The 22138-nt window shown below is 43.1% G+C and carries 16 protein-coding genes and 1 pseudogene; 13 read left to right on the top strand and 4 right to left on the bottom strand.

The window, feature by feature from the left end:
* Nucleotides 1–99 precede the first annotated feature (99 nt).
* The 11 genes and pseudogenes from O9324_RS00725 (at nt 100) to O9324_RS00680 (ending at nt 15311) form a co-directional block, all read left to right on the top strand.
* Entirely contained in the window at nt 100–5172 is a 5073-nt protein-coding gene (locus tag O9324_RS00725; protein WP_288139222.1) for a beta strand repeat-containing protein, read from the top strand.
* A 72-nt stretch (nt 5173–5244) separates the two neighbouring features.
* Nucleotides 5245–5310 (top strand): annotated as a pseudogene (locus O9324_RS27085) (bluetail domain-containing putative surface protein); the annotation flags it as partial.
* Nucleotides 5311–5474: 164 nt separating this feature from the next.
* Nucleotides 5475–7160: a dihydroxy-acid dehydratase gene (ilvD, locus tag O9324_RS00720; RefSeq protein ID WP_271953952.1), complete on the top strand. Its 1686-nt coding sequence runs from the start codon at nt 5475–5477 to the stop codon at nt 7158–7160.
* Nucleotides 7161–7556: 396 nt separating this feature from the next.
* A complete protein-coding gene (locus O9324_RS00715) occupies nt 7557–8417 on the top strand; it encodes a tetratricopeptide repeat protein (RefSeq protein WP_287630463.1) in 861 nt (286 codons plus the stop codon).
* A 227-nt stretch (nt 8418–8644) separates the two neighbouring features.
* Nucleotides 8645–9079: a ferritin-like domain-containing protein gene (locus O9324_RS00710; RefSeq protein WP_002731529.1), complete on the top strand. Its 435-nt coding sequence runs from the start codon at nt 8645–8647 to the stop codon at nt 9077–9079.
* Nucleotides 9080–9113: 34 nt separating this feature from the next.
* Entirely contained in the window at nt 9114–10034 is a 921-nt protein-coding gene (locus O9324_RS00705) for an FTR1 family iron permease (protein WP_288139221.1), read from the top strand.
* 163 nt (nt 10035–10197) lie between these two features.
* Nucleotides 10198–11811, top strand: a complete 1614-nt coding sequence (locus O9324_RS00700; protein WP_288139220.1) for an ABC transporter substrate-binding protein — start codon at nt 10198–10200, stop codon at nt 11809–11811.
* A 43-nt stretch (nt 11812–11854) separates the two neighbouring features.
* Entirely contained in the window at nt 11855–12325 is a 471-nt protein-coding gene (locus tag O9324_RS00695) for a hypothetical protein (RefSeq protein WP_288139219.1), read from the top strand.
* Nucleotides 12326–12821: 496 nt separating this feature from the next.
* Nucleotides 12822–13175: a phenylpyruvate tautomerase MIF-related protein gene (locus tag O9324_RS00690; protein WP_108937092.1), complete on the top strand. Its 354-nt coding sequence runs from the start codon at nt 12822–12824 to the stop codon at nt 13173–13175.
* Nucleotides 13176–13542: 367 nt separating this feature from the next.
* On the top strand, nt 13543–14655 hold the full coding sequence (locus O9324_RS00685) for a DUF262 domain-containing protein (RefSeq protein ID WP_287630458.1): 1113 nt from the start codon (nt 13543–13545) through the stop codon (nt 14653–14655).
* Nucleotides 14655–15311 (top strand): MAE_28990/MAE_18760 family HEPN-like nuclease, encoded by a 657-nt coding sequence (locus O9324_RS00680; protein WP_287630457.1) that lies wholly within the window; start codon nt 14655–14657, stop codon nt 15309–15311. Before O9324_RS00685 ends, O9324_RS00680 begins: the two co-directional genes overlap by 1 nt.
* A gap of 100 nt (nt 15312–15411) precedes the next feature.
* On the opposite strand, the gene O9324_RS00675 is transcribed toward O9324_RS00680, so the two are convergent.
* The 4 genes from O9324_RS00675 to rimO form a co-directional block, all read right to left on the bottom strand.
* Nucleotides 15412–16203: a hypothetical protein gene (locus O9324_RS00675; protein WP_288139218.1), complete on the bottom strand. Its 792-nt coding sequence runs from the start codon at nt 16201–16203 to the stop codon at nt 15412–15414.
* Nucleotides 16204–16208: 5 nt separating this feature from the next.
* Entirely contained in the window at nt 16209–16562 is a 354-nt protein-coding gene (locus O9324_RS00670; protein ID WP_002769060.1) for a hypothetical protein, read from the bottom strand.
* 223 nt (nt 16563–16785) lie between these two features.
* Complete coding sequence (locus O9324_RS00665; protein ID WP_287630456.1) at nt 16786–18225, bottom strand: DEAD/DEAH box helicase; 1440 nt, start codon at nt 18223–18225, stop codon at nt 16786–16788.
* A gap of 41 nt (nt 18226–18266) precedes the next feature.
* Complete coding sequence (gene rimO, locus O9324_RS00660; protein ID WP_288139223.1) at nt 18267–19580, bottom strand: 30S ribosomal protein S12 methylthiotransferase RimO; 1314 nt, start codon at nt 19578–19580, stop codon at nt 18267–18269.
* Nucleotides 19581–19761: 181 nt separating this feature from the next.
* Here rimO and btpA point away from each other — a divergent pair, with 181 nt between their 5' ends.
* Nucleotides 19762–20613: a photosystem I biogenesis protein BtpA gene (gene btpA / locus O9324_RS00655; RefSeq protein WP_002776905.1), complete on the top strand. Its 852-nt coding sequence runs from the start codon at nt 19762–19764 to the stop codon at nt 20611–20613.
* 179 nt (nt 20614–20792) lie between these two features.
* Entirely contained in the window at nt 20793–21779 is a 987-nt protein-coding gene (locus tag O9324_RS00650; RefSeq protein ID WP_288139217.1) for a vitamin K epoxide reductase family protein, read from the top strand.
* Nucleotides 21780–22138 lie beyond the last annotated feature (359 nt).

Raw genomic sequence — 22138 nt, 5'->3', positions numbered from 1 at the left:
GGTTTCTTGTAATAAATGTTAATCTATGTTAAAGAGGTCTTGAAAAATTCGCGCTTGTTGTGCCAAAATTGTTAGCAATAAACTTTTGCTGTTACTGTCATGACTCTCTCTCTTTTGGCGATTATTCCTGCTGTTGACGATGTTTTGTTTAATTTCGCTCAATCTGATGGTTTTTGGGCGAATTTAGAAACCGCTTTTGGCACAAGTTATGATGTGGTTAAGGCGACGCAATTACGACAACAGTGGCAAAGTCGAAATTTTGGTCAACTTCCCCCGATTGAGGTACTCAGTGATGAGGTTTTGGGGACGGCGAATGGTGCATATTCCAGTAGTAAGAATAAGATTTATCTATCAGCATCTTTTTTAAATACGGCCTCGTCGGCAACGATAGTTAATGTAATTTTAGAAGAAATTGGGCATTATGTGGATGCTCAAGTTAATCAGGTGGATAGCGCGGGAGATGAGGGGGCAATTTTTGCAGAGTTGGTGCAAGGTAATAGTCTGGATGCGGCAACCTTAGACGCTTTACGAGGAGAGAATGACCAGACAACAATTATAGTAAATGGGGAAATTATTCAAGTAGAACAGGCGAATTTTACGGGGACTAATGGGAATGATAATATTGTCGGAACATCTGGAGACGACACTATTAGTCCATTGCGAGGATTTGATACTGTAAATGGTGGAGCAGGATCTGATCTTTTAATCATTGATTATTCCAGTAATAGTTATGCTGGTATTAGTAGCAATTATTCAGGTAATGGAAGCGGATATTTTAAGGCATTTTACAATTTCAGTAGCTATGACCAAGTAAGCTATAGTAATACTGAGCGATTCCAGATTAAAGGCACAAACTTCAATGATTCCATCTCAACAGGGGATGGGAGCGATAGTATAAATCCAGGACTAGGAATTGATACGGTTAATGGTGGGAACGGAACAGATACATTAATTGTAGACTTTACTAATCTAATTGACCCTGATATAGGCGTTAATAATAATGGAATACAGAACATCTATACTGTAGACTACTATGGCTCCTATTATGGTCAGATTTGGGCAATCAATAACAGTTATAAAAACTTTACGACGTTTTCCAGCATCGAGAACTTTAACATTACTGGAACGATCTATAACGACAATCTGATAGATCGGGCTGGTAACGATACTCTTAATGGTGGTGCAGGGGATGATTCTATTAAGGGTGGAGTAGGAGATAATTTAGATGGGGGTGCTGGTACAGATACTCTGAGTCTCGATTTAAGTGATGTCACTACTGATGTAGTTGTTGATTTCAATTTTCTATCTGGCACTACTAACATACAAGGAGCAAATAATACTCAAGTCAAGAATTTTGAGCAAATTGATGTAATCTTTACAGGAAGTGGGAACGATACTATCAAGCTAATTAGTGGTACAGATTTATTGCTTAGTTCACCTTACGATAGGGCCACTTCAATTAGTGGCAATGGAGGAATCAATACATTAATTGTAGATTTTACTAATCTAAGTGACCCAAGTATTGGCACTAATAACTCTGGTATTCAGCATATCTTTACTTATGATGATCCAAACAATTATGGTGGTCTAATCAGTTCGATAAATGCTAGTTATGAGAGCGGAAATTTTATTACCTTCAGTGGTATTGCAAAATTTAACATTACTGGAACAATCTATAACGACAATCTGATAAGTCCGGCTAGTAATGATACTCTTAATGGTGGTGCAGGAGATGATTTTATTCGGGGTGGAGTAGGAGATAACTTAGATGGGGGTGCTGGTACAGATACTCTGCATCTTGATTTAAGCAATGTCACTACTGATGTAGTTGTTGATTTGAATTTTTTAGCTGGTACCAACAATATACAAGGGGCAAATAATACTCAAGTCAAGAATTTTGAGCAAATTGATGTAATCTTTACAGGAAGTGGGAACGATACTATCAAGCTAATTAGCGGTACAGATTTTTTTGGTAGTTCGGCTTTTTATACGCCCCGTTCAGTAAGTGGCAATGGAGGAACCGATACATTAATTGTAGATTTTACTAATCTAATTGACCCAAGTATTGGCACTAATAACTCTGGTATTGACAATGCTTCTAATGGAGTGATCCGTTCGATTAATGCTAGTTATGACAGCGGATATTTTCTTTCCTTTTCCTTTATCGAGAATTTGAACATCACTGGAACAATCTATAACGACAACTTAGTAGGTTTTTCTGGTAATGATACTCTTAATGGTGGCGCAGGAAATGATTCAATTGCGAGTGGAGATGGAAATGACATCATTAATGGAGTTAATCCTAACAGCAGTTCACCGGGGCGAGGGGAAATCGATACCCTAACAGGAGGAGCAGGAAGTGATAAATTTATACTTGGTGATCTAACTTGGATTGGTTACGACGATGGTAGTACAACTAATGCAGGTACTAGCGACTACGCGACAATCACCGATTTTAACACTACTGATGATATAATTCAGCTGCGCGGTTCAAGTAGTGACTATCTCTTAACAGTTTCTGGTTCCATTACTAATCTCTACATCAACAAACCAGGAAACGAAGCAGATGAACTGATTGCTTATATCAGTAATCAAACAGCATTAAGTCTAACTGCTAGTTATTTTAGCTATGTTTCTAGTCCTACTCTTCCCAGTATTACCCTTGCAGTTTCTCCCGCAAGTGTGACAGAAGATGGGACAACTAACTTAGTCTATACCTTCACCCGTACCGGAGTAACCACTGATGCTTTAACTGTTAACTATACAGTTAGTGGGACAGCAACCAATGGAACCGATTACGCTTCTATTCCCACCAGTGTCACCTTTGCTGCTGGTTCAGCGACTGCGACGGTAATCGTTGACCCCACTGCTGACACAACAGTAGAAAGTGATGAAACTGTTATTTTAACCCTCGCTGCGGGGACAGGTTATACCGTAGGTACTCCTAACGCAGCCACGGGGACAATTACCAATGATGATTTACCTAGTATCACTCTTGCGGTTGCTCCTAGTAGTGTTACCGAAGATGGGACAACAAATCTGGTTTATACCTTCACCCGCACCGGAGTAACCACTAATTCTTTAACAGTTAACTACAGTATCAGTGGGACAGCAACCAATGGAACCGATTACACTTCTATTCCCACCAGTGTCACCTTTGCTGCTGGTTCAGCGACTGCTACCGTAACCGTTGACCCCACTGCTGACACAATAGTAGAAAGTAACGAAACTGTTATTTTAACCCTCGCTGCGGGGACAGGTTATACAATAGGTACGACCACCCCAGTGACGGGGACAATTACCAATGATGATTTACCTAGTATCACTCTTGCAGTTTCTCCCAGTAGTGTTACCGAAGATGGGACAACAAATCTGGTTTATACCTTCACTCGTACAGGAGTAACAACAAATACTTTAACAGTTAATTACACCCTCGGGGGAACAGCTACTCTTAATACCGATTACACTCGTACAGGGACTACCAATACAGTCACCTTTGCTGCTGGTTCAGCGACTGCGACTGTAACCGTTGACCCCACTGCTGATACTACAGTTGAAAGTAACGAAACTGTTATTTTAACCCTCGCTGCGGGGACAGGTTATACAATAGGTACGACCACCCCAGTGACGGGAACAATTAATAATGATGACAGTGCCTCTATTTCAATCAATGACGTAACTGTTAGCGAAGGAAATAGCGGGACTACCAATGCAGTCTTTACCGTCACCCTTTCCAATCCAGTTGATACATCTGTCACCCTCAATTACGCTACAGCCAATGGAACCGCTACGACAGCAGATAATGATTATACAGCGATTGCTACTACTCCCTTAACCTTCAATGTTGGGGAGACTTCTAAGACGATTACTGTTGCTGTCAATGGCGATACTAAAGTTGAAAATAACGAGACTTTCTTCGTCAATCTGAGTAACTTACAAGCCAATGGCCGTAATGTTACGATAACCGATAATCAAGGACAAGGTACGATTAATGATGACGATAGCACTGTCACCTCGCAACTCTCCATCAATGACATCACCGTGGTGGAAGGTCAAAATAGTAATGCAATCCTCACCGTCACTGTAAATAATCCAAGTACACAACAAATTACTGTCAACTATACCACTACAGCCATTGATGCTACCGCTAATGTAGATTACACTAGCCAGACAGGAACTATCACCATTGCACCTAATACTTCCACTGCTACTATTAGCATTCCCATCCTCAATGATAACCTCAATGAACCTGATGAAGCCTTTACAGTAACCCTGTCAAATGCGGTTAATGCTACCATCAATCCCGACGAAGCAATTGGACAAGTAATTATTACTGACACCCTACAAAGCAGCATTACTAGAACCTTACCCAATAATGTCGAAAACCTCAGACTAATTGGCAGTAATAATATTAATGGTACGGGTAACGCTGGTGACAATAAAATCACTGGAAATAGCGGTAACAATATCCTCGCTGGTGCTAATGGTAACGATATTTACTGTTTCAATGCTTCAACCCCATTAGGAAGCGATACCATCCAAGAAACTACCACTGGTGGTATCGATACCCTCGACTTTACTGGGACAAATACCGCAGTAAGAGTTAACTTGGGGACTACTGCTGTCCAAACCGCCGTCACCAATAATCTAAAATTGACTTTTTCGGCAAATAACACCATCGAAAATATTATTAGCGATAGCGGTAATGACCGACTAACTGGGAATAGCCTTAATAATACTCTAACTGGTGGTGGTGGCAACGATCAATTAACCGGTCAAAACGGAAACGATAGCTTAATTGGTGGTTCCGGCGATGATTTACTTACTGGTGGTAATGGTAGCGATAATTTTATCTTCAACAGTAGTAATTTAGGCATCGATGCCATCAGCGATTTCACTTCGGGCAGTGATAAAATAGTATTAAGTAAAGCCATCTTTACTGCCTTACAAAGTAGCATCGGCAATGGCTTCAGTCAACCGGCTGAATTTGCCAGCGTCGCTGACGATGATTTAGTCGCCACTAGCAGTGCTTTTATCGTTTACAGTACCAGCAGTGGCAGTATCTACTACAATCAAAATGGTAGTGCTGCTGGCTTAGGAAGTGGTGCTGAATTTGCCAGTTTGTTGACTGTTCCTACCCTGATAGCGGCTGATTTCGCACTGATAAATTAACCTTACCACAGAAATCGATACCATTCGAGCCTCGGTTAATTTGACTTTAGGAGCCAATGTCGAGAATTTAATGCAGCCACCGACGCAATTGTCGAAATCACTGGATTAACAGGAACTCTCGATATTGCTAATTCCTGATAGCTGTCCCCTGAATCATCCCACAGTTTTATATTTTCTTTAGACATGGACTGTCCTAAAACCTGCTCAGAGCGGCCAAAAGTCAGAAAATAGAAATAAAGGTGCGATTGGAGAACTTGAGCCGCGATCGCACCCGTCAGCCGCCATTGGAGAAAGATAAAGTTATGGCAGATAACTACAGAAGTCGCATTGTTACCCAAGGTACCCAACGCAGTCCTAATCGGGCCATGTTAAGAGCGGTAGGTTTTGGGGATGAGGATTTTAGCAAACCAATCATCGGCATCGCTAACGGATTTAGCACCATTACCCCCTGTAACATGGGAATTAATGATTTAGCAATGCGTGCCGAAGCAGCCACCAGATTAGCGGGGGGAATGCCGCAACTTTTCGGGACTATCACCATTAGTGACGGGATTTCCATGGGAACAGAAGGAATGAAATATTCTCTCGTTTCTAGGGAAGTAATCGCCGATTCCATTGAAACCGTCTGTAATGGTCAAAGTCTCGATGGAGTCCTCGCTATCGGGGGTTGTGACAAAAATATGCCGGGGGCAATGATTGCCATGGCCCGGATGAATATTCCCGCTATTTTCGTCTATGGTGGCACAATTAAACCGGGGCGCTACAAAGATTGCGATTTAACCGTGGTCAGTTCCTTTGAAGCCGTGGGACAGTATAGCGCCGGTAAAATCAGCGAAGAAGACCTCATCGGGATTGAACGCAACGCTTGCCCCGGTGCTGGTTCCTGTGGTGGAATGTTTACTGCTAATACCATGTCTTCCATTTTTGAAGCCATGGGGATGAGTTTACCCTATTCCTCAACCATGGCCGCCGAAGATGAGGAAAAAGCCGATAGTACCGAAGAATCGGCCAAGGTTTTAGTCGAGGCGATTAGAAAACAGATTCTCCCTAGCCAAATTTTGACCCGTAAAGCCTTTGAAAACGCGATTTCGGTAATTATGGCCGTGGGAGGTTCCACTAACGCTGTGCTGCACCTTTTAGCCATTTCCCGCACCATGGGAGTAGAATTATCGATCGATGATTTTGAAACTATCCGGCAGCGAGTGCCGGTTATCTGCGATCTTAAACCCTCCGGTCGTTACGTTACCGTGGATCTGCATAAGGCTGGTGGTATTCCCCAAGTGATGAAAATTCTCCTGGTTAATGGTTTACTACACGGGGATGCTCTCACCATTAGCGGTCAGACTATCGCTGAGATTTTAGCCGATATTCCCGACCAACCGCCCTCAGGCCAAGATGTTATCCGTCCTTTTAGCAATCCTGTCTATAAAGAGGGTCATTTAGCCATTTTAAAAGGAAATCTGGCCACAGAGGGGGCCGTAGCCAAAATTAGCGGCGTGAAAACTCCAGTCATCACCGGACCTGCGCGGGTGTTTGAGTCGGAAGAAACCTGTTTAGAGGCAATTTTAGCTGGAAAAATTCAAGCTGGGGATGTGGTGGTTGTCCGTTACGAGGGACCAGTAGGCGGACCGGGTATGCGGGAAATGTTGGCCCCCACTTCGGCAATTATCGGCGCCGGTTTAGGGGATTCCGTGGGATTAATTACCGATGGTCGTTTTTCCGGGGGAACCTATGGCATGGTGGTCGGTCACGTTGCTCCAGAAGCGGCGGTGGGTGGTACAATTGCTCTGGTCGAGGAAGGAGATCAAATCACTATTGATGCTCGTCAGCGTCTCTTGCAGTTAAATGTATCGGAGGAAGAATTAACCCGTCGTCGTAACCATTGGCAACCGCGGCCCCCACGCTATAAAACGGGAATTCTCGGCAAATTCGCCAAGTTAGTCTCCTCTAGCAGTCTCGGCGCTTTAACGGATCTGAATCTGTTCTAAAAGTATAACTAGGAATGGCGATCAATTGCGATCGCTGTTTCCCCCACTGCTCACTGAACACCCCCACTGATAACTGATAACTGATAACTGATAAGACTGACGGCTCTAATTAGGGTTTGCGGCAAAAAGTACGGGCGAAGCATTCGGATAGAAAATCTACGGTTTCACCGATAGGTTATTGCCCGAATGCTTCGCCCCTACAGGACGCGGGCCGATGAAGACACAAGGTTTTGAAGCATGATTCTCTCAAAATCTGGCACCTGTTTCGCTCGTAAAGCAACAAAACCCTTACCTTGCCTACATTTCACATTTATTCAGCCAGCCCTAATTAATGCTCATTCTTAATTCTCCTGCCTCCTGACGACCGACTCCTGCCTCCGTTAAAGATTAATAACTATGACCTATCTACTCACTGTCTATCGAGCGCTCGAATGCCGTCCGGATACCTATCGGGATTGGTATGACCAAGGCAATATTTTAAAAGAAAGAATGGACTATTTTGGAGCCTTAATCAGCTACGAAAAAGCCTTAGAATATTATCCAGATGATTATTGGGCATGGTACAAAAGGGGTATGATACTAGAAGACTTGGGAATGTATGAAGAAGCGGCTGAAAGTTACGCTAACGCCGCACAGGTAAAGGATGATAACTATTGGGCTTGGTATGATCAAGGTTGTGTTTATCTACAGGAATTAAAGGAATACGAAAAAGCGATCGCTTGTTTTCAACGGGCCCTAAGTCATAGTCCGGGGGACTATTGGGCTGCCTACCGGCAAGGGGAGGCCTATCGATTGCTCAAAAACTACGAACGCGCTATCACTTCCTATGATCTGGCCTTGGGAGCGCGACCCCGAGATTATTGGGCCTGGTATCGTCGTGGCGACGCTTTCCGGGATTGGGGCAATCCCCAAGAGGCTTTATTTAATTATCGTACCGCCCTCGATATCCGACCGCAAGATTACTGGTCCTGGTATCAACAGGGTGTGATCCTACAGGAATTACAGCGTTTAACAGAAGCGATCGCCTGTTATGAAGAATCGTTAAAAATCGATCAAGATGATCGCTATGCGTGGTATAATGCCGCCTGCTGTTATGCCGCTCTCGGTCAACAACAAAAAGCGATCAACTGTTTACGGGAAGCTCTAGACATAGAACCAGATATTTGCGGCGAATTAGCGCGTAATAACTTTGTTTTCGATGGTTTAAGACAAAATGAAACCTTTAATGACCTCTTGAGTTGCTATTCCCCCAGCTAAAGTCTTTTTGCAGCACCTAGGGTTTGCTGAAAGGGTTTTTCGTGGGGTGTGGGATTTTAGGCATTTTCAGGGAAAAAGTGCCTAAAATGTCCCCCCGGTTGCTCCAATATCTGGCACTTTTTTAATGGCAAAAAAGCCTAAAAATATTAGCCAACAAGGTTTTTAGATTCATTTAGCCAGTCTGGATTAGCTACAATTGCAATTAGAGAAAAATTATTGAGAATCCTATGCGAGAACTAGACAGAGACAAAACCATCGAACAACTGAACGAAATCATGGAATTTGAACTAGCGGGAGTTGTCCGTTATACCCACTATTCCCTGATGGTGACAGGTCCCCATCGCATCCCCATCGTCCAATTTTTCCAGACTCAGGCCACGGAATCCCTCACCCACGCGCAACAAGTTGGGGAAATTCTCACCGGTTTAGAAGGTCATCCTAGCTTAAAAATTGCCCCCATTGAAGAAAGCTATGAACATAATATCAAAGCAATCTTGAGTGAGAGCCTCAATCATGAGAAAAAATCCCTTGATTTGTACAAAGCACTCCTAGAAACCGTCGAAGATGCCAGTATTTACCTGGAAGAATTCGCTCGCGGTATGATCGGACAAGAAGAATTACACAATCTGGAAATTCGCAAGATGCTGCGGGATTTTGCTTAAGCTAGGATCAAAGCTAGAGTTTATCGACTAGCTTATGAATCTCAGTTCCGCTTTACCCACTTTTATTATCACTCTCCGGGAAGGTTTCGAGGCCGCTTTAGTGGTGGGAATTGTCCTCGCTTGTTTACAAAAATCTGGTCGATCGCAACTTAACTCATGGGTATATCGTGGTATTGGTGCGGGAGTAGTCGCTAGTGTTTTGGTGGGTGTTTTGCTAGGGGGAATCCTTTTGCAAGTGGATGCCTCTCCTAGTCCTTATGTACCAATGCTTAAGGAATTATTGGCCGCCACTTTTGGACTGATTGCCGTTTTGATGTTGAGTTGGATGTTAATTTGGATGACTCAACAGGCCAAATCTTTGAAATCTGAGGTAGAAAGTGCGGTAAAAGCAGGTTTAAAAGCGGAAAATGGGGCAGGAAAAGCGATTTTTCTGCTCGTTTTTATCGCTGTCTTGCGGGAGGGATTTGAAACTGTCCTCTTTATCCTGGCCCAATTCCAAAAAGATTGGCAGATACAAACGTTCGGTGCGATAGCGGGGTTAAGTTTGGCGACTTTGTTGGGAATTCTCCTATTTGCAGGGGGAGTAAAAATCAATATCCGTCTCTTTTTCCAAATTATGGGGACTTTCCTCCTCTTAATCGTTGCGGGATTACTCATCGGTGTTTTGAAACATATCGACGCAGGAATCAGTCTTTTAAGTGAAATTGACCCTTTTTATCGCAATTTCTGTCCTTCTCTCCCCTCTTCCTGTCTTCTCGGTTTTCAAGTTTGGGACGGTTCCCAAATTTTGAGCGATCGCACTTTCCCCGGACTCCTCCTCAAATCTCTGTTTGGTTATCGTCAAAACCTCTATATCAGTCAAATTGTTGCTTATATCCTCTTTTTAGTGCTTATCGGTGGCCTCTATTTCCAAAGCTTACGACAACGTCCTCAAACAGTAATCAGTAAACAGTGACCAGTAAACAGTAAACAGTAAACAGTGAAAAGATGGCAAGAAACTTCTATTTAATACTGCACACTTAAAAACTCACATCTGATAACTGTTAACTCACCCACTGATAACTGATAACTGATAACTGTTAACTGATAACTTACCCACTGATAACTGATAACTGATTATGACTACCTGGCAATGTGACGGTATTCCTAAAGATGGTAAAACTTATCCGCAAGCGATTGCGGGGGGTCATGAACCCTACGAAAACACTACTCCTGATTGTCTTATCTGTGGCCTACCTAGGGAAGCGATGGATCCCGTCACAACGACGGTTAAAACCACGGTTGTGGTGTCCCCAGGGGGTACAACTAGAGTCGGTCAAAAATCTAACTGGTTACTTCCCTTCGCTTTGATAATTACCGCTTTAACCGCAGGTTTAGGGGGTTGGAGTCTATTGCAAATGTTGATTCCCAAACCCGATACTCCTCAAGTTGTCGGGGAAGAAACCCCAGACAAGCAACCCAAGGCAACTTTTGTGAGTAATACGGCTAAAAATCCCGATTTATTTAGCCAAGGGGAGAAAATACTGCTTAATTCCACTCCTAACAAAGAAAAAGGCGCAGCGGCCTTTAAAAAGGAAGATTGGGCAAATGCGATCGCATCTTACCAACTGGCAGCCACTCCCCAAGCAAACGATCCGGAAGGCAAAATCTATTACAATAACGCCAAAGCTAGACAAAAAGGTAATCAAAATACTATAGCCGTCGTTGTCCCCATCGCTAACGACCCCAACAGCGCCAAGGAAATTCTCCGAGGTGTGGCAAGGTATCAAGAGGAGTTTAATAATTCTAATCCGGGTAATCCTTTGGAAATAGTCATCGCTAATGATGGCGGTGGGTTACAATCAAAAGCGATAGCCGATGATCTGATTCAATCCGGTCAAGTTTTGGCAGTTATGGGTCATGGAATCGATCCTTTTAGTCAAAAAGCGATTGAAAGTTACGAAAAAGAAGGATTAGCGATTCTCTCTCCCCTGACTACCAGTGTTAGTCAAACGGGAAAATCAACCCTGAAAACTATTCCCCTTGAGGATAAATCTCAGGAAGTTTTGGGTAGTTATCTGGAAGCAGTGGCCAAAACTTTGGCTAATTATGCTAGTAAGCAAGAGAAGTCTCCGTCAGTGGTTCTTTTTTATAATTCCGATAGTCCCTATAGTCAAAAATTAAGGGATTCCTTTGCTAAAGCGATAAAAGAACCGGGAGGCAAGATAGTTAAGGAAATAGACACCACCAAAGCCAATTTTAACCCTAAAACCGCCATAGATCAGGCCAAACAAGCCGGCGCTAAGGTGGTATTTTTGGCCCTCAGTAAAGACGGCGATCGCATTGATCAAGCCGTGGCTATTGCCCAAGAATCGTCAGGAATGCTCTTATTAGGCGGAAATGAACTTTATACACCCGATATCCTTATCCAAGGAGCAGATAGCATCGACGGATTAGTTTTAGCAGTACCTTGGAGTTTCCAAGCAACGGATCCTTTTGCCAAAGATGCGCTGAAAAGTTGGCGCGGTCGCGTCAGTTGGCGTACTGCTACCGCCTACGATACCATGAAAGTATTAGGAAAAGCGATCGCTAAAAGTTCTGACCGTGCTACTGTAGTCGAAACTTTAAATCGAGGAATCACCTTGCAGGGAAGCACCACGGATTTTAAGATTTTTAATCAAGTTCCCCTGGTGCGTGCTAATCGCGGCAATGAGGGGCCAAAGGGTTCTCAATATCAGTTCGATCCTATCTAAAATAGACAATGTGATGTCGAGGAGTAGAATCAAGTCTAATTTTATGAAGAATATCTTAGCCATCTTAGCCTTATTAATGTCGGTGTCGGGAATTGCCGTATCTTTGGGACGGGAGGAAGTCCGATGTCATCTCGGTTTAGAATCAGCAGCCTGTCCCCGGGAAGAAGAAAAAACCAGCGAAGACACCCCCGCAACTACCCCGGAATCCCCCCCCGCAACTACCCCCGCAACTACCCCAGAATCTCCCCAGATAGAAGAAACTCCCACGGAAACTACCCGCAATAGCGAAGCTTCCCCCGAAGTTTCCCCGTCTCCTGAAAAGGAAACCCCAGTGGAATTCACTCCCATCCCAGAAAATAACCCCAGTCCAGAAGTACCCCCCGAAAATCCCCCCACCCCGGAAACCAAAGCGGTGGAAAAAACTCCAGATGCAGAAAAAAGTCCCGATGTCAATCCATCTAAAGATGGAGAAACTGAAAGTATTCCCTTAGAGGTTATTCCCCCCGCACAGTAAAATCGGACAAAATCAATTTCTGGTGGGGTAGGGTTGATTCATGAATCAACCCTACAGATCCCGGACAGTAAAATCGGACAAAATCAATTTCTGGCTGAGGATAGGAACTCATGCACTCATGCAAGAGGTAGTTAGATATGTGTAATTATAGTCATTTCAGATAAGTCTGATACACTCTAGACCAGTTAAACTCTTATGGACTCTGGCATTGATATTCTCAATCTTAATTGAAATGACTATAATTGTATCTATCGCTCTTTCAGGACTCTGGCAAAAGTCTTACAGTCTCTAAACTCTAGCTCTCTTATGGGGTAAGCCTTCAAGCTATCGCTAACTAACAGAAACCCGAAATTTGAGTTTTTATTAGAAAAAAAGTTAGCATTCGCTTATCAAGCAAAGGTTTTAGAACCTAGATTCGGTTAGGGATTTCCGAAAGTCCCAGAAGAGCGATATCAAAACTGTTATATTATATAAAAATATTGCTGAGATTTTTCCTATGCCTCTAATTAAAATTCAAACTTCTGTCACCTCCCTCGATGATGAGACGGTTAATCAACTTTTGCAGAGTCTTTCGGCTAAATTAGCTAAACATCTGGGAAAACCCGAATCCTATGTGATGACAGCTTTAGAATCGGGGATAAAAATGACTTTTGCTGGTACTTTTGAGCCAGTGTGTTATGTGGAGATTAAAAGTGTTGGTTCTATTTCCGCCGCTCAAACTAAAAGCATGAGTAGTGATTTTTGTCAAGAAATTGAGGCTTATTTAGGAATACCGAAAAATCGCATTTATCTAGAATTTGCCGAGGCGAAAGGTGATCTTTGGGGATGGAATGGCAGTACTTTTGGTTAATTTATGCCAAAATTTTGGTAAATAGGGCTTATTTTAACTCTCTGGTGAGGATTTTTGCCTGTTCAATCCAAGCTAACATCACCGCAATATCGGGACATAAATCGCGTCTTTGCAGATTAGCCACCTGAAAATTGATGTTTTTGCCAATTGCGGGGATGAGCCTTTTTCTGTCAACTCTTGAGGTTGACGCGTTTCACTTTAAAATTGGCGGATGGTATTAAAGTAGAATAGAGAGATTATACTGAGTACAGAAAAATTACAGCTTTGTTCCTAAAGATGAAGTGTAACCTAATTTGGTATCGAATCCTGACGACCGGCTCCCCAAAACGAAAACTGTGTACTTCACCATTAAGATAACTGGTATAAGATGAATTTATTAGAAGAAGTTAAGGCAAAAACTAAAGAATTTCGTACCGATAACTATCCTATGTCAATCGGAGAGATTATTAGTCTTTATAATAACAAAGAAATGACAATTAATCCAGATTTTCAAAGATATTTTCGTTGGACAATAGCCCAAAAAAGCCGATTCATAGAATCGATACTACTAGGAATTCCTATTCCCTCTATTTTTGTCTATCAGAGAGAAGAAGATAGTGTTTGGGAATTGGTGGATGGATTACAAAGGATTTCAACAATTTTGGAATTTGTTGGCGATTTAAGAGATGAGGACGATGAAACTAAGAAAAAACCGAAACTGGTGCTTCAAGGTACTAACTTATTACCTAGCTTAAACGGAGTTATGTGGGAAGGTGCAGAGGAAGGAGAGTATAATTTGCCCCCATCTCTAAAAATAGATTTCAAAAGAGCGAAAATACAGGTTCAGATTATCCAAAAAGAATCGGATAAAAATGCTAAGTTTGAAGTTTTTGATCGTTTAAATACCGGTGGCTCTTTTTTATCTTATCAAGAGGTGCGTAATTGTCTTTTGATTATGCTAGATAAAAGCCTATATAAGTGGTTAGAAGACTTGGCAGAAAATGAGAACTTTAAAAATTGTATTTCCCTATCCGAGCGATTAAGACAAGAACGCTACGACTTGGAACTAATTCTTAAATATTTTGCCCTGTCTTCTCCCACATTTGGTCCAACATCATTGAACAAAAAAGAGGTTAATGAATATTTGACTGACTATTTGACAAAATTATGCAATTCCATCACTTTTGATCGTGTGTTAGAGCAAGAAAAATTCGCTAAAATGTTTTTATTGCTTGATCAAGCGACGAATGAAGATACTTTTACCAAATATGATGGAACAAGATTCAAGGGGAAATTTCTCGATTCTGCTTATGAAGCGATCACCACAGGATTACGAGAAAATATTGATGATTACTCTGCTCAAGATATTGAACTGCTAAAAACAAAAATTCAGGAAATGTGGTCAGAATTTGACTTTATTTCTAACATCGGTACAGGATCGAGAGCTAGAACTAGAATGCACAAAATGATTGAATTTGGCAAAAAATATTTTAAAAAGTAATGAGTAAAGATAATAGAACTATCGAAATTCTCCAGAAAAACTTAGATGAAGATATGGCATGGCGAATCAGAGAACTTAGTATTTTAAAAACTAAAATTCCTCGACAAAAAGGAACTGAGCAAGATGTATTAATTAGAGCCGGAATAACCACTCTCTATGCCCATTGGGAAGGTTTTATTAAATATGCAGCAGAATGTTATTTGCAGTTTGTTTCCTTAAGAAAATTAAATTATCATGAACTGGATTACTGTTTCGTTGCCCTTAGTTCTAGAAAATCTATAAATGAGTTAATAAAAACCAATAAATTTAAGTTACAAAAAGAGATGATCAAAAATTTACTTGATAACCTAGAAAATAGAGCTTTTATACCCCACGAAAATATTATTAACACCAAATCTAATCTCAATTTTGAAGTTTTCACTGATATCTGTACTATTCTAGGAATTGATGATAGTGATTATCAACTGCGGCAGAAAGCTATTGATGAACAACTTCTCACCCAAAGAAATAAAATTGCTCATGGCAAGTATTTAACTATCGATTATGAAGAATACATCAGTATTTATAATTTAGTAATTAAATTAATCAGAGATTTTAAAGATGATCTATTAAATGCCGCCGTGACGGAACAGTATAAAAAAGTCAAAAGTATATAGGGTTAATACTAAATCCGTTGAGTATGCGCTACATATCAGAACAGGCAAAAGGCAACCCCCCCGACGTCGGGGGGGTTGGGGGGGTTGGGGAAATAAATAATCAGTTTTTAATAACCGGATTTAGTATTACTCCATGACTATCAAGAACTGTTGAAATAGTAGCAAGAGACGAAGTGACTAATCGGAGTAACTTGTCTTTTGTCTCTGCCAAATTCTTATCTTCTGTATCGCGCTGTAAACTTTGAGTATTATAAATTTCTTTAATTAAGTCTCTGCCAGCAGAAAAAACATTACTATCGGAATATTTGGTTGCACTGGCTTCTTCAAAAAATATATTAATTCCCTCTGACCATTCAGCTTTTAACTCTAAGTCATCCACTTGCTCTAATAGATTATTACTAAGAGATTGAAGTTCTTGAAGCTGCGTTTTGACATGAGGTGCTTTCGCATAAATTCTTCCCCAAGTGGCCAAAAAATCAAGAGTTTGTTCGGCAATTAAAGGGGTTCCGTCCGCAAGACTAACTTTAAAAAAAGCGTCGAGGACAGGGGCAAGAAGCGCAAAAATTGGTAATTCCCAACTATTGACAGAAGCGGTAAGAACAAGTAGGCTGATTCTAGATGGACTATCAGGGAGAATACTATTGCGAGATAAAATTGACGCAATAAATAACCAAACAACCTCATTGTTAATCTCGCTGTCATTCTGTAGAAGCTTACGTCCCAATACCCCTAAGCCGATTTCTGAAGCTTCGATCGATCCCAGTGCCAACAGAGCGGCAAACTCTCTAACATGACTATCCACCCTTCTCAGATTGCCGAAAGCTCTATCAATTTCTTCTCTAGCGTTATCACTATCGCCAGAGTCTAAAAATTGTTGTACTCTTCTAAGCATCGTTGTCATTCTGTTTGGGGCGAAGGGATAAAGGTAAGACCACTGCGAATTTCAATATCTACACGGGCGTTTTTAGTTTTACGTTTAGAATCCTGAAATGGGTGCGGTTGTGCCTCTGGAGTGACACCACCTTGCTCACGAGCATTTGTAACAAAGCGTTCAGCTTTTCTAAAAGCTTGTTTCCGTTCCTCTCGTTGAAATTCATCGCATTGCCCTTTAATATTAGCAAGAAATGATAATCCTTCTTTAGCAGTAACAGGATTTTTTCTTGCCCAAGAACAACTGTATCCACCCTCTTGCTGGATATCGTCTCCTTGAGCTTGTACCCTCCCACGATAAGGTTCTGACGAACTCGACATATTAAATGTTCAAATTTATTCATTTAAGACAATTATATAGTAATTATCAGCAAAAATATCAAACAAAGCCCAAATACTTGATTAGAATCAATTATCAAAAGTTTAGCTATAAAATTATGTAGAATGCTTTCGACGACGTACTGGGAAATTACCTGACAAAAAAAAGTTGACAGAACCAAAACGGTCTATCAACTCTTAAAGTTATCCATTCAAGAACTAAAAATTAACGTTCTTGAAAGACGATTTTTTTGTCTAGGGAAGGACGGTTATTCGACTTAGAGGGGTACTTACTACCACCACTGCGGGGAGTTTTATTAATCACCGGTTTACTGCTCGTCGCTGCGGGAACTTCCCAATCAGTTTTCATCCACTGGGGACAATTTTGATCGTAGATCATTTGCAGGGCAGCAGCCGCGATCGCTTGGGGATCGTATTCTTCACTTAAATCCCGCACTAAAGGCAAGAAAGAAGCCATCCGTTCCCCCGATAAAGCCTCTTTTAGCTGATTTTGCAGCTTGGCCAGGCGTTTTGCTTCCACTTCGGTGCGACTAGGAATGGGACTAGATTCCAGACGTTGACGCAAACGCTGTTCAATCTGACGTAATAAACGCCGATCGATCGGTTCTACTAAAGATATAGCAGTTCCCGTTTTACCGGCGCGGCCAGTGCGGCCAATGCGGTGAATATAGGTTTCGGCATTATCTGGCAGATCATAGTTAATAACGTGGCTGAGATTTTCCACATCTAGACCGCGGGCCGCGATATCCGTGGCTACCACTAATTTAATTTTGCCCTCGCGGAAACGTTGCACCAGTCGTTCCCGTTGCACTTGGCTTAAGTTACCGTGGTATTCATCCACCGTTTGCCCCGCTTCTTGCAGTTTGCTGGTTAATTCGGCCGCGGTTTGCTTGGTGCGGACGAAAATAATCGCCGATTCTAGGGGTTCGATCTCTAACAGGGGTTGCAGGACTTTTAATTTCGTCCAACCGCGAGGGATCATATAAATTTTCTGTTCGATTTTAGCAGGAGCGGCCTGGGTTTGAGAAACCGTAACAGAAATGGGAGATTTCAAGAAATTAGCGATTAAATCGCGGATTTCCCGGGGCATAGTGGCCGAGAAACAGGCGGTTTGACGGGTGGAGGGGGATGCTTGCAGAATTTTCTTAACATCATCGATAAAACCCATACTGAGCATTTCGTCCGCTTCATCGAGGACTACCCAGTTTAGGGATTCGAGATGGAGTTTTTTGCGATCGAGCAGATCAATTACCCGGCCGGGAGTGCCGACCACAATCTGGACACCTTTTTCCAGACTGCGGATCTGACGTTCCATGGATTGACCACCACAGACTGTCAGGATAAAGAGACGACGGTCATCAGAGAAATCTTTGATGGCGCTGGCCACCTGTTGGGCTAATTCCCGGGTGGGGGTGAGGATTAAAGCTTGAACGTTAGGATTTTTGGTGTCCATGCGTTCCAGTAAAGGCAGGGAATAGGCGGCGGTTTTGCCGGTTCCCGTTTGCGACATTCCTACCATGTCATGCCCTTCTAGAAGGAGAGGGATGGCTTTGGTTTGAATTTCCGTGGGGGTGGTGAATCCAAGCGTTTCTAGGTGTTGAAGACGGCTATCGGATAAACCTAAATTGTTGAAACCAGTGGTCATAAGGGTTGTTTTGTGGGAATTAAATTAGAAAAATCGAAAAATTAGACTATTTCGCCGTAGAGATCGTAGGTATCGGCCGCAGTGATTCGGACCGGTACGATCGCACCTAGAATCGCCTCCCCTGTCACATAAACCAAGCCATCCACTTCCGGGGAAAAACGAGCGGAACGCCCGATTAATTCTCCTGTTTGCGGGTTTTCCTGTTCGATGAGAACATCGACAGTGTGACCGATATAAGCTTGATTTTTGCGCTCCGAGATTGGTTGCTGAGTTAACATCAACCTTTCGCGGCGTTCGTCCATAATTGCCTGTGGCACTGGATTGGGCAGGTCAAAGGCGGCTGTACCTTCTTCGGCGGAGAAGGTAAACACCCCGACGTGATCGAACTCATGACGCTTGACAAATTCCAGCAGATGGCTGAAATGTTCCTCGGTTTCTCCGGGGAAACCGACGATAAAAGTCGTTCGTAAAACCGCGTTCGGGATAGCTTGCTTGATCCGCTCGATAATGCCATCGTTGACTCGTCCTTGCCAGGGACGGTTCATCGCCCGCAGGATGTCGGGATGGGAATGCTGTAGCGGCAAGTCTAGATAGGGTAAAACATTCGGGCTCTCTCGGATCGCTTCGATAACCTTTGGCGTTAACCCGGTCGGGTAAGCGTAGTGAACGCGAATCCAAGGTATATCGACTTCTGCCAGCGCTCGCAAGAGTTCCGCTAATTTGGGTTCGCCATATAAGTCTAACCCATAATTGGTGGTTATTTGCGAAATGAGAATTAATTCTTTGACCCCTTGGCTGGCCAATTGTCGCGCTTCGGCCACAATTGACTCGATCGATCTCGATCGCTGATCACCGCGCAGCTGGGGAATAATACAGAAGGCACAGCGATAGTCGCAGCCTTCGGCCACCCGCAGATAGGCGACTCCCTCGGTAGTGGTGCGATAACGGGGCAGATTTTCATCGGCGATAAAAGTGGGATCGGCGCTGACTTCTTTGACTCGTTCTCCCGTCTCTACCCGTTCGACAATCTCGACAATTTTCTGATAATCCCCCGTGCCAACAATGGCCACGGCTTCCGGCAATTCCGTCAGGAGTTCATCTTGGAAATGTTGGGCCATACAGCCGGAGATAATAATTTTTTTATTAGCTTCCGCCAGTTCCACGAGGGTGCGAACGGATTCTTCTCTAGCTGCTTGAATGAAACTACAGGTATTAACGATAACGTAATCGGCCAACTCCTCGTCATTATCTACGGGATAGCCGGCCTTGGCCAGCAGTCCTAACATATGCTCGGAGTCGATCCGGTTTTTCTCACAGCCTAGGTGTGAGATGGCGATGGTTGGCTTATTGCCCATGCGATCGAGTATCAACCAAATCCTAAACTTCTCTAATGTTAAGACATTTTAACGGATTCCGGACTTGATAAAATCATTAGCAGTTAAAATAATTTCCCCCCCGTGGAACCGTGGGTAGGCCTTCACCCTGTTAAAATGGGTGAGCGGCGCCTGGTTGGGGACGCTAAGAGTAGTAGACGCTGTGAACTTAATTGCAACTTTCAAGACAAAAAACCCGATTATTGGCGTAGTTCATCTCGCCCCCCTGCCCACTTCCCCCCGTTGGGGTGGTAGTCTCAAGACGGTGATCGAGCGGGCTGAACAGGAGGCGACGGCTTTGGCTGCTGGTGGTGTTGATGGTTTGATTATCGAGAATTTTTTTGATGCCCCCTTTACTAAGCAACAGGTGGATCCCGCCGTGGTTAGTGCCATGACGTTAATTGTTGATCGCATTAAAAATCTGGTGGTCTTACCGATTGGTCTTAATGTTCTCCGCAATGATGCCCATAGTGCCTTAGCGATCGCTACCTGTGTCAATGCCCAATTTATTCGGGTTAATGTGCTAACGGGGGTTATGGCTACCGATCAGGGCATTATTGAGGGTCAGGCACACGAACTCTTGCGTTATCGGCGCGAATTGGGGTCTGAGGTCAAAATTTTAGCGGATGTTTTGGTTAAACACGCCCGCCCCTTGGGAACTCCTAATCTGACTACGGCAGTGCAAGATACGATCGAACGGGGACTAGCAGACGGGGTGATCCTCTCCGGTTGGTCCACCGGTAGCCCCCCTAGTTTTGAGGATTTGGAACTGGCAGTGGCGGCGGCCAAGGGAACACCGGTTTTTATCGGCAGCGGGGCTGATTTGGACAATATCGGGCGGTTGCTGCCGGCTGCCGATGGGGTGATCGTGGCTAGTTCCCTCAAGCGTCATGGCAAAATTACTGAACCGGTGGATCCGATCCGGGTGTCGCAATTTGTGGAAACGGCCCGGCAGATCAACGATCAAAAGGCAAAAATTAATAATTCTCTGCCTTCTTTGCCTCTGTCCACATAACCCCTTGCTAGAATGGCGGATAGTTATCGGCCGTGGTGCGATCCTGAGTTTTTAGGAATTGAAAACGTCCTAATTAACACAATATCGTTAGGGAATTTTTCCCTTCAACAAAGTACATTTAGCTCTGCCTCCTGACTCCTAACTCCTGAATTCTGCTGTAATTTAATCTAAATAATATTATGCGTCGTCGTTCTGTACCTTGGATTCATCGCTACTCCCGGCCTCTAATTGGGGGCGTTTCGATCGTGGGAGCGATTCTGACCGGCTATTTAACCATTACCAAACTGACGGGAGGGACTGCAGCCTGTACCGCCGGGGCTAGTGATGGGGCTGGTTGCACTGGTGTTCTTAATAGTCCCTACGCTACGGTTTTCGGGCTGCCCTTGAGTTTGTTCGGTTTTTTGGCCTATATTGCCATGGCGGTTTTTGCCCTCAGTCCTCTATTTATTAATGGGGAAATTCAGAAAAATCTCCGCAAAAGTTTAGAAAATAATACTTGGTTATTGCTGTTAGCGGGGGCGACGGCGATGGCGGTATTTAGTGGTTATCTAATGTATATTCTAGCCACGGAATTAAAAGAATTGTGTCCCTACTGCATCACTTCGGCTTTGTTCGCTTTAACTTTATTAATTCTCACAATTGTCGGTCGCGAATGGGAAGGTTTAGGACAAATTATACTGCCGATGGTTGTGGTGGCGATGATTACTTTGGTGGGAACTTTAGCGGTTTATGCGGGAGTAAATTCCCCGACGGTGGCAGGAGGCAAAGAAGAAATTACCCGGCCAATGACAGCTGCTAAACCTCCCTACGGTTGGGAAGTAACCACGGTTTCGGGAAAAGCAGAAATCGCCCTGGCTAAACATTTAAAAGCAATTGGGGCGAAAGAATACGGGGCTTTTTGGTGTCCCCACTGTTACGATCAAAAACAGTTATTTGGTAAGGAAGCTGTAGAAATCCTCAAAAAAGAAAGGGTTTATATCGAATGCGATCCCCAAGGAGTTAATGGTAATCCCCAAGCTTGTCGCGATGCCGGAATTAAAGGTTTCCCCACTTGGATTATTAAGGGTCAAGAATATTCGGGAACCCAAAGATTAGAGAAATTAGCGGAGGTTTCTGGTTATACCGGCCCGATGAATTTTAAATATACAGTTCCGGGGCGCAAGTAGAAAAATATTGAGGGGTTGAACCTTGTTCAGCCCCCATATTTTATGGCTTTTATGGCGTTGCTGATTTTAAGTATTAAGTGTCCTCTAGGCAATTTTTCAAACTTAGTCCTAAGCGTTCGTTGTGGATACGATGCACAATTACCATTCATATCTCAATTCAACAACACCAGAACAAGTTCTTAGTTTTAAATAAGATAAACATTTCTCCCACAAAATCCTGGTTCTTCCGAACTTACACTGTAGAAAATTCCCTAAGCTCCCTCTCTGTCCAGCAATGCTCTAAAGTTGATAAATATCAATCTAACAAAAACTCAAAGCCTTACTATACAAGCTTTACAAGCATGAGTTGTTAATAATTT

It is taken from the genome of Microcystis sp. LE19-84.1B, assembly GCF_027531875.1.
Lineage (GTDB): Bacteria > Cyanobacteriota > Cyanobacteriia > Cyanobacteriales > Microcystaceae > Microcystis > Microcystis panniformis.
This window is presented reverse-complemented; position numbering and strand designations above follow the sequence as displayed.